Annotated in this window: 13 protein-coding genes; 7 read left to right on the top strand and 6 right to left on the bottom strand. The window is 47.7% G+C overall.

Translation table 11 applies throughout. The features are described from left to right. Positions 1 to 496: 496 nt before the first annotated feature. On the bottom strand, positions 497 to 1,357 hold the full coding sequence (locus IQ257_RS14720) for a nuclear transport factor 2 family protein (RefSeq protein WP_193877402.1): 861 nt from the start codon (positions 1,355 to 1,357) through the stop codon (positions 497 to 499). Positions 1,358 to 1,493: 136 nt separating this feature from the next. Here IQ257_RS14720 and murG point away from each other — a divergent pair, with 136 nt between their 5' ends. The 4 genes from murG to argJ all read left to right on the top strand — a co-directional run bounded on the left by murG (position 1,494) and on the right by argJ (position 7,447). Next, the gene (gene murG, locus IQ257_RS14715) at positions 1,494 to 2,564 is read left to right on the top strand and encodes an undecaprenyldiphospho-muramoylpentapeptide beta-N-acetylglucosaminyltransferase (protein WP_193877385.1); all 1,071 of its coding nucleotides are present in this window, start codon (positions 1,494 to 1,496) and stop codon (positions 2,562 to 2,564) included. A gap of 305 nt (positions 2,565 to 2,869) precedes the next feature. Continuing rightward, complete coding sequence (locus IQ257_RS14710; protein ID WP_193877387.1) at positions 2,870 to 5,230, top strand: zinc metalloprotease HtpX; 2,361 nt, start codon at positions 2,870 to 2,872, stop codon at positions 5,228 to 5,230. Between the two features lie 30 nt (positions 5,231 to 5,260). After that, positions 5,261 to 5,872, top strand: coding sequence for a glutathione S-transferase family protein (locus tag IQ257_RS14705; protein ID WP_193877389.1), 612 nt, complete (start codon positions 5,261 to 5,263; stop codon positions 5,870 to 5,872). 333 nt (positions 5,873 to 6,205) lie between these two features. After that, positions 6,206 to 7,447, top strand: a complete 1,242-nt coding sequence (gene argJ, locus IQ257_RS14700) for a bifunctional ornithine acetyltransferase/N-acetylglutamate synthase (RefSeq protein WP_193877391.1) — start codon at positions 6,206 to 6,208, stop codon at positions 7,445 to 7,447. Positions 7,448 to 7,609: 162 nt separating this feature from the next. On the opposite strand, the gene IQ257_RS14695 is transcribed toward argJ, so the two are convergent. The 3 genes from IQ257_RS14695 to IQ257_RS14685 form a co-directional block, all read right to left on the bottom strand. Further along, positions 7,610 to 7,963 (bottom strand): DUF1257 domain-containing protein, encoded by a 354-nt coding sequence (locus IQ257_RS14695; RefSeq protein ID WP_193877393.1) that lies wholly within the window; start codon positions 7,961 to 7,963, stop codon positions 7,610 to 7,612. A gap of 152 nt (positions 7,964 to 8,115) precedes the next feature. Next, positions 8,116 to 9,627 carry an AAA family ATPase gene (locus tag IQ257_RS14690; protein ID WP_193877395.1) on the bottom strand — a complete coding sequence of 504 codons (1,512 nt, stop codon included), beginning with the start codon at positions 9,625 to 9,627 and terminating at the stop codon, positions 8,116 to 8,118. A gap of 87 nt (positions 9,628 to 9,714) precedes the next feature. After that, positions 9,715 to 10,065, bottom strand: coding sequence for a hypothetical protein (locus tag IQ257_RS14685; protein WP_193877397.1), 351 nt, complete (start codon positions 10,063 to 10,065; stop codon positions 9,715 to 9,717). Positions 10,066 to 10,091: 26 nt separating this feature from the next. On the opposite strand from IQ257_RS14685, the gene IQ257_RS30765 reads away from it, so the two are divergent. Both IQ257_RS30765 and IQ257_RS14680 read left to right on the top strand, forming a co-directional pair. Next, positions 10,092 to 10,226 (top strand): hypothetical protein, encoded by a 135-nt coding sequence (locus IQ257_RS30765; RefSeq protein ID WP_265584530.1) that lies wholly within the window; start codon positions 10,092 to 10,094, stop codon positions 10,224 to 10,226. After that, on the top strand, positions 10,227 to 10,856 hold the full coding sequence (locus tag IQ257_RS14680; protein WP_228060723.1) for a hypothetical protein: 630 nt from the start codon (positions 10,227 to 10,229) through the stop codon (positions 10,854 to 10,856). Positions 10,857 to 10,937: 81 nt separating this feature from the next. Here IQ257_RS14680 and IQ257_RS14675 read toward each other — a convergent pair whose 3' ends face one another. After that, positions 10,938 to 11,087, bottom strand: coding sequence for a hypothetical protein (locus IQ257_RS14675; protein ID WP_193877404.1), 150 nt, complete (start codon positions 11,085 to 11,087; stop codon positions 10,938 to 10,940). A gap of 87 nt (positions 11,088 to 11,174) precedes the next feature. Here IQ257_RS14675 and IQ257_RS14670 point away from each other — a divergent pair, with 87 nt between their 5' ends. Continuing rightward, positions 11,175 to 11,543 (top strand): DUF1823 family protein, encoded by a 369-nt coding sequence (locus tag IQ257_RS14670; protein ID WP_193877399.1) that lies wholly within the window; start codon positions 11,175 to 11,177, stop codon positions 11,541 to 11,543. A gap of 126 nt (positions 11,544 to 11,669) precedes the next feature. On the opposite strand, the gene IQ257_RS14665 is transcribed toward IQ257_RS14670, so the two are convergent. Beyond that, the gene (locus tag IQ257_RS14665; RefSeq protein WP_193877400.1) at positions 11,670 to 12,695 is read right to left on the bottom strand and encodes an ABC transporter permease; all 1,026 of its coding nucleotides are present in this window, start codon (positions 12,693 to 12,695) and stop codon (positions 11,670 to 11,672) included. Positions 12,696 to 12,944: the final 249 nt, after the last annotated feature.

Genomic DNA, 12,944 nt, shown 5'->3' with positions numbered 1-12,944 from the left:
AGAAGTGGCAGTGATTGGCTGATGCCGTCGTTGCCGAGATTCTGCTGAGAGAGTGTGGGGGGAGTGACCCCTCACCCCAGAAGAGAAAAACTGAGTTAGATTATATCCTGTGAGTGCATCTACTTAAGATTCATTGGGGTGCGTCTACCATACCCCTCAAATCAAATTTTACTGCCCTGCTGGGTTGAATTGAGTCGAAGTGGCTCAATTGTCTAGAGATTCAGGAAGCGTTACGAACACAGTAGGTTAAGTCCCGGAAATACTCAATAGGTCAAGAAGCCGATAGGGTCAAGGAGGAATTTTAGAAGATACCTCCTCCTATTTTAGTCTCTTTGGCGCTTTTCGCTGAAGAGTTCCATCCTCTTAACAGGGTGTGGGCTATGCTATCTCATATTTAACCACTGTCTAATAGACATCTCCAAAAATGAACATGAAACCCTTGTCCTGTCTTGGTGAAAACCTAATTTCTGGAGATGTCTAATCGTTTTTCTAATTCCTACTCTGGCGCTTTCGTTGAAGCCGAAGCAGGATCGACGACTTGCAAGCGACGGGTAATCCTGGTGATGCCATCTCCCCGAATCAGTACCGCCGAAATCCAGCGATCTTCTTCTCTCAGGGGAGCTTTACCCACCTTAAAAAGCCCACCGGCAGACAGTAGCTCTAGTTCAAAGTTAGTCGGTTGAGTATAACGGCTTGCTTGGATAGGTTCTTCCATAGCCGTTCCCAGCAGTAAATTATCTCCTAAAGGTTCCTCAACGATCGCATCAAAGTTAAACTGCTGACCGATACGCACCCGCTCCGGTAAGTTAATTTTTACAGAGGGGGGATTAGCTCCAGAGGTAATTAGAGTTTGTTCTGCCAAGATTTCCGAGGAGACTACTTGCTGGTTTTCGTAGCGCTGGCGCGATCGCATCGTGGCTTCTAGTTTCACCATCGTGCCGTCTTGGGGCTGCGTCCCCATAATGTAGGTTACGGTTTCAGCAACAATGTCGTCGCCTTGTCTTTCCCAAGACTGGAGTTGTGTGCGGTAATTCAACTGAGGATACCGTTCCCATAGTTGCTCTAGGGCTTGCTCCATAGCGGCGCGAGTTAACCCATCAGAATTCTGGAAATCAGCACTATAGAATTGCATGACACCTTCAATATTGCGCTGATTGGCGGCTGCGTCAATTTGGGATAAGAGTTCTTTAAGCTGAGGAGGTGCTGTGTCGGGGGTTTCAGCTTTAATTTCCACACCCCATCCTAGGGTTAAACCTACCGTGAGCAGAAAAAGCGCCCAATTCCTTTGGGAAAAAAATTGGCTTTTTCTGGGAAGATACTGGAAAAGCCGAGGGAGTAAATTTATCGGATTGCGCATTGAGGGCATCGTAGGAAATAGTTTAATGGAAGAAATTAGCGTTTAAGTATTTTGAGATGAAATCCTTTATTCGCCAATTTACTACTGATTCTCGATTTTAGCGGAGAGTACAGTTGCCTGTAGGAGGACAAACAATTTGGCTAACGCACCAATTCGCTTGCTGATTGCCGCCAGTGGTACTGGGGGGCATTTATTTCCCGCGATCGCTCTAGCCCAGCAGCTACCCGATTACCAAATCGAATGGCTCGGTGTTCCCAATCGCGTTGAACAATCCCTGATTCCCAACCAGTACCCCCTGCATACCATCTCCGTCGAAGGCTTTCAACAGCCCTTTGGCTTGGGTACAATTCGCATTTTCGGACGCCTTGTCGGTTCTATTCAACAGGTGCGGCGACTGCTCAAAACTCGAAAATTTGATGGTCTTTTCACCACGGGGGGTTATATTGCAGGACCTGCTATCTCGGCGGCACGTATGCAAGGTTTACCTGTTATTCTACACGAATCCAACGCCATTCCCGGCAAAGTCACACGCTGGTTAAGCCCCTTGTGCAATACTGTGGCGCTCGGATTTGAAGCAGCCACTGAATATCTACCCAAAGCCAAAACCATCACGGTTGGCACCCCAGTACGCTCTAGTTTTCTGGAAATCCAGCCCCTCGAACTCCCAATCCCTGAAAACGCGCCGTTAATTGTAGTCGTTGGAGGTTCCCAAGGCGCAGTTGCCGTAAATCAACTCGTGCGCCAATGCGCTCCCACTTGGTTTGATAGCGGTGCTTGGATTGTGCATCTAACTGGGGAGAAAGATTCAGAAGCCGAAACACTACAACATCCCCAGTACATTCAAATGCCCTTTTACGACAACATGGCAGGACTTCTGCAACGTGCTAACTTGGCAATCAGTCGTGCTGGTGCCGGTACACTCACCGAACTGGCAACCACCCAAACTCCAGCTATCCTGATTCCCTACCCTTACGCAGCAGAAGACCACCAATCTTATAACGCCGCCAGCTTTGCCGACAAGGGTGCCGCCTTAGTGTTCCGTCAAGCTGATTTGACACCCCAGCTCTTAGAAAGTAAGGTGTTGCATTTACTCGAATCCCCTGATATTTTGCAACAAATGGCTCAAAACGCTGCGTCTTTGGCAGTGACAGATAGTGCCGAACGTTTAGCAGTTTTGATGCGTCAGTTAGTTGAGAAAAAATTGTAGTAGGGAGTGGGGAGTAGGGAGCAAGAGCTTCATTGTCCCTCTCCCCGTGGGAGAGGGATTTAGGGTGAGGGCTGTTCCTCCACTTGCATACCTTGACTTCCTCTCGTATCTTGGTTGTGCGATCGCTGAAAGCACTTTCTCTACGATTAAGATGTATGGCAGGTGGCGGCGCTGTTCAATTCCTCCCAGATGTTGGCAATGAATTGTGAAATTCCCTATTCCCCACTCCCTATTCCCTTTGGATATGTGTTGATATCATAGTGCTACCCTCAGGGTAATTTTAAGAGGAGCGTGGGAGAATAATAATGGCATCTGTTCCCAATCCTTCACTAGATATTGGTTTAGACGCTCTAAAGCAAGGCAATTACACCGAAGCGATCGCTCACCTTGAAGGCGTGCGCGAAGTAGAGCTTGACGAATCCATCGTTTCACGCGCTGCGATCGCATTAGTCACGGCTTATCGCCGAGGTGGAAATGTCCAACAGGCGATCGCTCTATGCCAACAGCTTACCGAAGACGCCAACCCCAAAGTCAAAAAATGGGCAGATAACACACTTGCTAAACTAATCGCTGAGTCCCCAACTTCTCTGCCACAATCCAATCTGACAGGGTTCGTTCCCCTAGAAGACGCACCGCCCACAGCATCAACCTCGGATTCTACAGGATTTGTCCCCCTTAATCCAACGCCTCCAGCAAATCCATCTCCTATTAAAGAGCGGCTGACTAATTCCACCAAGCGTCTCTTTTCTGGCGGTAATAAACCCCAACCGGAACGTGCGGCTACCCATCCTTCTCCCAGCACCTCCCAACTACCGGTTCCCTATTCTCCTGCCTCAACACCCTCACGGTTTGGCGATCGCCCTCGACTCCGTAACCGGGGGCGTGCTGAAGGCTGGCGTCCGCTCAAATCCCCATCCTTAAGACGCCTCTGGTTAATTGAAATTGGCACAGGGATTGCATTCTTCTGGCTGCTGCGCTTTTGGGTGCAATTCTTGATGGGGACAACCAACTACATCTTAGTGAAGTTGCCCCTATTGCAGCCCATCCAACTGTTTTACCGGAATCCCACCCCTACCCTAGCCGTTACTCTCCTGATTCTGTTCATCCTATCTCCCTGGTTAATCGATTTAGGGTTGAGACAGTTTCACGGTTTAAAACGACTCTCTCTGACTCAACTGGCATCCCGCACTCCAGAAGCGGCCAAGGTATTGCAGCGCTTTTGCCGCGAACGTCGTCTCCCCATACCCACTTTGGGTATTTTACCAACCGATGCACCCGTGGCAATGACCTACGGCAATCTCCCCCGCACAGCCCGAATTGTTATCAGTGAGGGATTATTGGCACAGTTATCCCATGAGGAAATAGCTACAATTTACGCCACTCAACTGGGGCATATTGCCTATCGAGACTTTATGGGGATGTCGCTGGGAACCCTAGCCATTCAGATTCCTTACATCCTGTACTGGCAAGTGGCTCGCTGGGGTGAGCGATTGGCAGACTTATCCAAATTGCCATTACTCTCGCCAATCCTCTTGGGGATTACCAGCGTTATCTGTGCGATTAGTTACGGCACCTATTGGTTGTTGCGCCTGCCCCTGCTGTGGTTATCGAGGGTTAGGATTTACTATAGCGATCGCATCGCCATAGAAACAACGGGCAATCCCAACGGACTAACTCGCGCCTTAGTAAAAATAGGGTTGGGAATTCCAGAAGCGATTCAAACGGATAGTCAAACCAGCAGACTTTTGGAAAGCTTCGACCTACTGCTACCCGTAGGATACCGACAGGCTCTGCCCTTGAGCAGTTGTTCGCCCCAAATTTCTTTTGAATCTATTTTGCACTGGGATTGCACCAACCCATACCGCCACTGGTTAATTGTCACCGCTTCTCATCCCCTGATCGGCGATCGCTTGCATCTGTGTACCCGTTACGCTCACTTATGGACATTGGGTACAGAACTAGATTTGCCCATCCCCACACCCCCTGCTCCAACGAAAGCTGCACTTCTCTCCAAACTGCAAAACAGTCCCAAAGCCTTGCCCTTACTGCAAAGTGCCTTACTAGCTGGATTGGCACTGGGGCTGCTGCTAAGAGCTATCCTCTGGTTCATTGGTATCGTTAGCGACGGGTTGGACATTTGGCGACTGATTTGGCTCCACAATGCCAGTCCGTTTCTAGATGCTTGCATTTTGGTTGCCTTTAGCCTCAGTATTTTTATCTGGATTAATCGTTACTTTCCCGATATCAAACCCGCCACTGTTCGCACTCAACCCAATTTGGGAGAATTACTCGCCAACCCCGATACCCTACCCCCTGACAGTCTGCCTGTTGAGTTAACGGGCAAACTTTTGGGACGTCGCGGATTATTGAATAGGTTAGGACAGGATTTGATTTTGCAAACCTCCACAGGGTTAGTGAAACTCCACTTCATGTCCTATCTGGGTTCACTGGGTAACTTACTACCTCTGTCAACTCATCCCAGCCATTTAATCGGTGAGCAAGTAACCCTTACAGGTTGGTTCCGCCGGGGAGCAACGCCTTGGATTGACGTGGAAACCTTACGCACTCAAAGCGGCAAAATTAGTCGCGCTCACTTTCCCATCTTCTTAGTAATTCTTGCCCTAGCTGCGGCTTTCTGGGGAGCTTATTTGATTTGGCTAGCTTAATTGATTTTCGGGTTTTTCGGGAGATATCTCATGAATAGAATATTGTATTATCATCAACAATCAAACTTTTCTCGAAAAATCCGAATCCTGTTAGCTGAGAAAAATCTAGAGTGCGAACTAAGAGAAATCAATCTGGTTAATAAACCCCCGGAATTTATCCAACTTTCTCCTATTGGTAAAGTACCTGTGTTCGTCGATGAAGATGGCACGGTGATTTGGGATTCTACATTAATTGCGGAGTATCTAGACGAAACCTATCCACAAATGAGGTTTTACCCCTGTGAGCCTCGGAGACGGCTTGAGTGTCGCAAATGGGAAGAACTCGCGGATCATTTAGGTGATAATATAATTAACTTATGGATACTCAATTTGAAAAAAATCGAAGATTCTCGTTATCGGCAAAGATTAGAAACGTCAATCAATCGCCTTTTAGAAATTTTTGAACAACAATTAGCTAAGTCTAAATACTTGTTGGGGGATGAAACCTGGACAGCAGCAGATGTAGCCGCATTATGTTCCCTCGGCTACTACAGCTTGCGCTTGGATGAAGATTGGCTTTTAAAGTATATTCACTTAAGAGATTGGTTCAATAAATTACACGAACGCTCCTCAGTTAAGTCAACTGTTCCTGAAAAAGCGTGATCGGGATGGGTTGAGAATTGCGATCGCTTGTAATATTTTCGCTTCAAGGAATAACAGATCAGCGGGTATAGCGATCGCCTGGGAGAGCACAGAGCCGAGGGAATGGTTATTGCCTCTCCCAAACCCCCACCGACAGTTAAAACAGGGGTAACACCCCTTACCCCATAAATGATATAGTTTGGTAGATAGATGCACCCTGATAAGTAAGAGAGTCGCCTTTAGTGGCTCTCTTTTTCTGGCAATTATACACGCCAGTATCAAAGACGTGTGCAAAACGCCAATAGTTGATATAATCGCTTCTCAAACACAGATCGGGGTTTTGCTGGAGGAGTTATGTCAAACTGGCAGGAAATTACTGGTGGCGTTACAGCTCCCAAAGGATATCGGGCATCAGGAATGGCTGCTGGTTTGAAGCCGTCTGGGTTGCCGGATTTAGCCTTGATTTGGTCGGATGTAGATGCGATCGCCGCTGGTGTCTTCACCACCAATCAAGTTTGTGCTGCCCCTGTCGAGTATTGCCGCCAGCGATTGCAAAAAAAAGCCAGCGCCCGTGCCATCTTAGTGAATGCCGGTCAAGCGAATGCCGCAACTGGAGAACAGGGGTGGCGAGATGCCTTAGATTGTGCCAAAGCCTTGGGTGGAGTCTTGAATGTTTCGCCTGAATCGATTTTACTGGCATCCACGGGGGTAATCGGTCAACGCATTCGCATGGATGCATTACTGGCAAGCATTCCCCAACTCGTAGAGGCAGCAACAGAGACAGGTTCAGATGCAGCCGCACGAGCCATTATGACGACAGATTTAGTCCCTAAATCCATCGCCTTGGAAACCTTGATTGACGATCGCCCCGTGCGAGTCGGCGGTATTACCAAAGGTTCAGGGATGATTCATCCCAACATGGCAACCCTTCTGGCTTTTGTCACCTGTGATGCGGTTGTGTCTACGTCCCTTTGGCAGCAGATGTTAAGTCGGGCAGCCGATAAAAGCTTTAATCAAATCACGGTTGATGGGGATACCAGCACCAACGATACCCTGATTGCCTTAGCAAATGGTCAGTCTCGCACTTCAGCAATTACCGAAATGGGACCGGATGCTGAAAAGTTAGAGGCGATGTTGACAGAGGTTTGCCAGTATTTAGCCAAAGCGATCGCACGAGATGGAGAAGGGGCAACCTGCCTGATTGAAGTGCAAGTGACAGGCGCACCGGATGACAAAGCCGCCCGCCAAATTGCCAGAACAATTGCTGGCTCATCCCTGGTAAAATCAGCCATATTTGGTCGAGATCCCAACTGGGGTAGAATTGCTGGGGCAGCAGGACGGGCGGGAGTGCCATTCCAGCAAGAAAAGTTACGGATTCAAATGGGTGATTTCTTGCTGATGGAAAACGGTCAACCGTTGCCCTTCGATCGGGCAGCAGCGAGTGCTTATTTAAAAAATGTGGCGGCTGGGGCTTATTTGAAAGAGGATACCGTTTTAATTTCGGTCAGTATTGGTAAGGGTCATGGTTCTGGTAAGGCTTGGGGGTGTGATTTAAGTTATGACTATGTGAAGATTAATGCCGAGTACACAACCTGAATCGCCTTCTCAATTGAAAAGTCCCACGGATTTAACCTTTAACAGGAGCCGTGGGACTATTGAAACCACACTGAATCGCTTCAGTACCGTTTTATAACGGGAGAAAAAACGGGTTAACCCCGCAAATTGGTCAACCCGCAAGCTTGGGAACGCCTAGATGGACTATTTTTGCAGCACCAGTTTGACGTTGGCATTCTGCAAGCCACGCTGCTTAACTTCTGTTAAGGTCTTGTTAACGGCATACTTCTGGTTGATGGAATTGATCAACTCAGTTTGGTTGTGCTTCTTAGCAACACCCCACAGGTCAGCAATCAGGTCAAAGGAACCATCGCTGTTGCGAGACCAACCGAGGTCATACTCGCCTTCGAGAACTGCGACGAGGTCGGCACGAACCCGCTGACCATTGTAGCCGCGAACATCAGCTTCCGTCTTAACCGAGATACCCAGATCGCTCAAAGAAGCCTTCAGGATTTCGGCATCGGTGATTTTGGTGCGCAGAGTGCTAAAGTGAGACATGAGATTTCCTCCAGTAGAGATAGAAAAGAAACGACAACGTAGCCTTTTACTTTGGTGAATCGAGCCGCGTGTTCAACTAACGGTGGCTCTTTTTATGCTGCTAGCAAGGGTTTTGCTAGCCTTTCCTCCTGTTGGGAGCAGGAGAAAGCCTTTTAAAACTCCAGTCGCTGATATTCAGCAACGGAAGCCGCAGCAGGTCGCGCACGCTGCCTAGCCCAATCTCTTAGGGCTGTGACCTGCTCAGTCATTGTCCGAGAAAGCGGCAGCGTAGCCTTTATCGCGGCAATGATATCTAGTTGGGTAAATTCCCGGTCTTGAGCAAATGCCTCATACATCGCTGCGATTAGGGCTTGCTCAATTTCCGCGCCTGAAAAGCCATCGGAAATTTTTGCCAACTGTTCGATATCAAAGCGCTCGATATCTCGACGCCGCTTACTCAGATGAATATTGAAAATCTGCTGGCGTTCTTCGTTATTCGGTAAATCAACGAAGAATATTTCATCAAATCGCCCTTTGCGTAAGAACTCACCGGGCAAGCGTTCGACTCGGTTAGCCGTCGCCATTACAAACACCGGCGAGGTTTTTTCTTGCATCCAGGTGAGAAAGGAACCGAAGATCCGGCTGGAAGTCCCCCCATCGGAGTCTGAAGAACCACTACTTCCCGCAAAAGATTTATCGAGTTCGTCAATGAAGAGAATCGTTGGGGAAATCGATTCAGCAGTTTTGAGGGCGTTGCGCAAGTTTGCTTCCGAACGACCCACCATGGAACCATCATAGACGCGACCCATATCCAGTCGCAGCAGAGGCAGTCCCCACAGCCTAGATGTGGTTTTGGCAATTAGAGACTTCCCGCACCCAGGTACACCGAGAATCAACATCCCTTTGGGTTGGGGTAAACCGTATTCTCTGGCTCTTTCGGTGAAGGCATCAGACCTCTGTCTTAGCCACCGCTTGAGTTCTTCTAAACCGCCAACTGAATCGATGGTTTCGTCTTCTTCAATATACTCTAAAATACCGTTGCGGCGAATAAGTTGCTTCTTCTCAGAAAGAACAATATCCACTTCCCCTTCGGTGAGACGCCCAGCTTTGACTTGAGCTTTCCGGTAAACTTTCTCAGCTTCATCCCGAGTCAAGCCTAGTGCTGCTTTTAAGAGCTTCTCCCGCGTTTCTGTAGTGGTGCGACGCGCTTTGGTTTGTTCCAGTTGATTGGACAGTACTTGATTAAGTTCTGCCAAGTCTGGTAGGGGGAAATCAAGAACAACGACTTCCTTTTCCAGCTCAATGGGAACCTCTTGCACCGGTGACATCAAAATAATTGTTTTCTGAGTTCCCTTAAATCCAGCGATCGCGTCTCGTAGCCATCGGGTTGTTGCTGGTGCATCTATAAAGGGATGCAGATCTTTAAAGATATAAATACCAGATTCTTTTTGTTGAATAACCCACTGAATAGCAGCTTCTGGAGAAACCGTGTTGTGCTGCGTGATGTGGCGTGATTGACCATACTCAACGATTCCATGGGTGACAGTCCACACGAAAACACGCCGTTGTTGGTACTTCTTTTGAGCAATCAGGGCTATTGCCCGTTCAGTTCTCTCTTCCTCAGAAGTCACGAGGTAGATTAGAGGGTATTGAGCTTGAATGAGAATATTGATCTCTTCTTGCATGACTATCGACCTACTTTAGAGACGGCACAACCACTGCCCAAACATCAAAAGAGCAACACAGTTAGCTCTATCATTTATTTATCATCATCAGCAGGGAACTAACTCTTCTTCTCCCTGAGAGTCAGTGCGGGAGCTAACTTCTTCTCGCACCTTCTCTATCGGTAGCTCGTCATCTACCAAACTAGGCTGATTTTTCAGAGAAACCATTTCCCCTTCTTTTACTACTACCGAACTAGAACATTCAGGACAGTTATAAACTTGATGAGTTTTCCCATAGGCTTCCTCTATCTCATCAACCATTTCTGGGTGGCGCAAATAGAATACAATCGCCCTTTCAACCATGGCTGACATTGAGTCTAAATCAACAGCAGCTCGAATTTTAAGTTGGCGGTGAAGTCCTGGTGGGAGATACAACGTAACTTTTTGCTTGTCTTGCATATGATTTTCAATCGTTTTACCCGGGTATGTATGTAAGATTATCGGGTTCTTCGGTGGCTGTCAAGACATTAAGCCACTATGCCAGCATTATTGTTACATTTATTAATATTTTCCGGCTGGCTGGGGTTATCTGGCGGATAAAGAAAGGCATTCAACCCTAAGTGGAAACACGTTTACCAGTATTCATGTTTAATGATGTCACAGGGTTAGGTCGCCGTCAGTCAAGCGTTAATAGTCACAAGGAAAAGAATCCCGATAGATGGGTAAGGAAGTCACTGGCTTTCGGAAAGCTCACCTTGAGCATCACACCCCTGATACTCATCCTATTAAGCTGCCGTGCCTCCAATTTAGGTGAACCCAACGGCTGGAGTACCTACCGCAACCCTCGCTATAACTTTGAGTTTCCCTATCCCACTCATTGGAAGCCTTTCCCCATACCCGATAATCTTGATGGTCAAGCTTTCGGCGATCCCCAAGAACCCAGCACTCAAGTCAGGGGATGGGCTGGCAACAATTTGTCAGAGGATGAGGTTGTATTGCCTAGCAGCCCCCCTATCGATACCCGAGAATCTCACCAACAGAATTTCACAACCGAACAAGGGCTGACTGGGAAACTACAGGTAGACATTGGATCTGAGATTAGTTTGATGAAACTGACTTTCAGCCAGGGGAACGTGCGCTACAACTGGCAGGGACAGTGTGATAGCGAACAGTTTGATGATTACTATCGCTTTTTCTATTACATTGCCCGTCAGTACAGTCTCTCGTCACTGGAAGAGGATGGGGAGTGAGGGAGCGGGAGAGAAGTTGTAGCGCTTTTTCTTAGACTTGCACAGGTTGTCCTAAGCCAGTTTTCGCCTTAAAGTAATCAATCAACCCGCTTGATGGAAACGCACTCCAGCATGGATTAAATTCATGAACGTATTATCCATTGCCGCTAAATTCTCGATCACTTGGCGGGATGTCGGGGTATGACTCTCGGAACCGATTAAGGTTTTACCGGGAATTCCAAATCGTTCCATATTGTATGGTTGACACTGTGTTTCTTGAGTTTCTTGGGAGCAGGCATCTTGCCTGCACTATAAAAAAATAAGATTGACTAGTAAATTATGTCTGAACTACCGCCACTGAATACCGAAACAATTTGGGCAATTTTAAATGAAGAAATTGATGATGATACGGTAAATAAACTGGTCTGGGATTGTCTGGGTTATCGCTACGATTCAGAACGTGGTCAGTGGGATATTAAAAACGTTGCTCCTGAATGGCGAGACGACTATCCAGAACCTCCCAATTTTATTGAAAGCCGTCCGCCAACCGTGAAGCTGACACGCTCGATTCCACCGGAAAACAAACAGTTGTTGAAAGAACAGTTGGGGTTTAAAGGTTACAAAGTGGGGGAGTTTGGTCCTCGGCAGACTCGACGCGCTACAGCCGCGAATTGGTTGTTGAGTTATATGAAAGAACGCTCAACTTAGGATTGCAAAAAAATAACTTATCCAATCTGAGCAGGGGATAGGAGCAGTTAGGGATGTGGAAGGGGGGCAGATGCCCACCCCACAAGAAGTAGTTGATTATTTTTTAATAAGAGACGTGACTCCCTATCAATACCGAATCCTTGGATCGATTAACGCATTGATAATGTCGATCGCAATACTGGCAAACACCACAATTGCCCCAAAAAACACCATAATTCCTTGCACAGTGGGGTAATCTCGCAGCTCAATCGCCAAATACAGCCGATTTGCTAATCCGGGCCACGAAAATGTTACTTCTGTCAAAACGGCACCACCGAGTAGAGAAGCAAATGTGAGTCCCATCACCGTAATGACGGGAATTAAGGCATTTTTCAAAGCGTGATGCAGCAGAATACTACGTTCCTGAATCCCCCTAGCGCGTGCGGCTTCTACATAATCAGCTTTCAGTGTCTGCTTAAGATTCACCCGCACAATGCGCTCAAAAATCCCACTCAGGAGAATTCCCAGCGTCAGGCTAGGTAGGGTGAGATAGTACAAAGCGATGAAAAAGGTTCCTAAGTTACCGCTCAAAAGACTATCGATCGTGTAAAGTCCCGTAGGACCGACAGGAACAGTTACAGACGCGGGGAAACGTCCACCAATGGGAAACCAGCCTAACTGGACAGCAAAAATTAACTGTACGAGCATTCCCGCCCAAAAGATGGGTAGTGCGTAAGTAATAATTCCAAATAGCCGTCCCCCCAAATCTAGAGCAGTGCCAGGACGAGACGCTGACAAAATTCCCACACCAATTCCTACCGTCAGCGCTACAGCCATGCTGCATACAGCAACTTCTACAGTAGCGGGAAAATACTCCTGAATCACCTCCCAGACTTCTCTACCTTGATCGGTAATGGAAGTCCCCAAATCTAAGCGCAGCAAATTCCCCAAATAGCTAAGGTACTGCAATGGCAGGGGTTGATTTAATCCCAACCGTTCCCGAAACTCTTCTTTAACGCTTTCAGGGGCGCGGTTGCCAATCACAGCATCAATAGGATCGCCTGGGGTAGCACGTAATAGTAGAAAGACAATGGTGACAATTGTCCACATCATTAAGGGTGCTAGCAGTAGACGCGCTGTGACGTAGTAGAGTAAGGCACGAGAACGAGACATAAGTTTGTCATTTGTCCTTTGTCATTTGTCCTTTGTCATTTGTCCTTTGTCATTTGTCCTTTGTCATTTGTCATTTGTCCTTTGCGAACGCTCGACGAGCAATGTAGCCGGGGATGGGCAGGAGTTACATGGGCTTTTAAGGGGGTGTAAGGGAAGTAGACGCGGAGATGCACGGGAACGGGGACATGGAGACATAGAGACAAAAGGACTATTGAGGTGTTATTTCTCTCCCCCGCTCCCCAGCCCCTC

It is taken from the genome of Coleofasciculus sp. LEGE 07092 (genome assembly GCF_015207375.1).
Taxonomy (GTDB): Bacteria; Cyanobacteriota; Cyanobacteriia; order Cyanobacteriales; family Coleofasciculaceae; genus LEGE-07092.
The sequence above is the reverse complement of the archived record's forward strand: the minus strand, read 5'-3'. Positions and strand labels throughout refer to the sequence as shown.

What these genes read in the sequence shown, in the direction of transcription:
- IQ257_RS14720 (WP_193877402.1), bottom strand. Translation starts at nt 1,357, where the DNA reads ATGCGCAATCCGATAAATTTACTCCCTCGGCTTTTCCAGTATCTTCCC.
- IQ257_RS14710 (WP_193877387.1), top strand. Translation starts at nt 2,870, where the DNA reads ATGGCATCTGTTCCCAATCCTTCACTAGATATTGGTTTAGACGCTCTA.
- IQ257_RS14705 (WP_193877389.1), top strand. Translation starts at nt 5,261, where the DNA reads ATGAATAGAATATTGTATTATCATCAACAATCAAACTTTTCTCGAAAA.
- argJ (WP_193877391.1), top strand. Translation starts at nt 6,206, where the DNA reads ATGTCAAACTGGCAGGAAATTACTGGTGGCGTTACAGCTCCCAAAGGA.
- IQ257_RS14695 (WP_193877393.1), bottom strand. Translation starts at nt 7,963, where the DNA reads ATGTCTCACTTTAGCACTCTGCGCACCAAAATCACCGATGCCGAAATC.
- IQ257_RS14690 (WP_193877395.1), bottom strand. Translation starts at nt 9,627, where the DNA reads ATGCAAGAAGAGATCAATATTCTCATTCAAGCTCAATACCCTCTAATC.
- IQ257_RS14685 (WP_193877397.1), bottom strand. Translation starts at nt 10,065, where the DNA reads ATGCAAGACAAGCAAAAAGTTACGTTGTATCTCCCACCAGGACTTCAC.
- IQ257_RS30765 (WP_265584530.1), top strand. Translation starts at nt 10,092, where the DNA reads ATGTATGTAAGATTATCGGGTTCTTCGGTGGCTGTCAAGACATTAAGC.
- IQ257_RS14675 (WP_193877404.1), bottom strand. Translation starts at nt 11,087, where the DNA reads ATGGAACGATTTGGAATTCCCGGTAAAACCTTAATCGGTTCCGAGAGT.
- IQ257_RS14670 (WP_193877399.1), top strand. Translation starts at nt 11,175, where the DNA reads ATGTCTGAACTACCGCCACTGAATACCGAAACAATTTGGGCAATTTTA.
- IQ257_RS14665 (WP_193877400.1), bottom strand. Translation starts at nt 12,695, where the DNA reads ATGTCTCGTTCTCGTGCCTTACTCTACTACGTCACAGCGCGTCTACTG.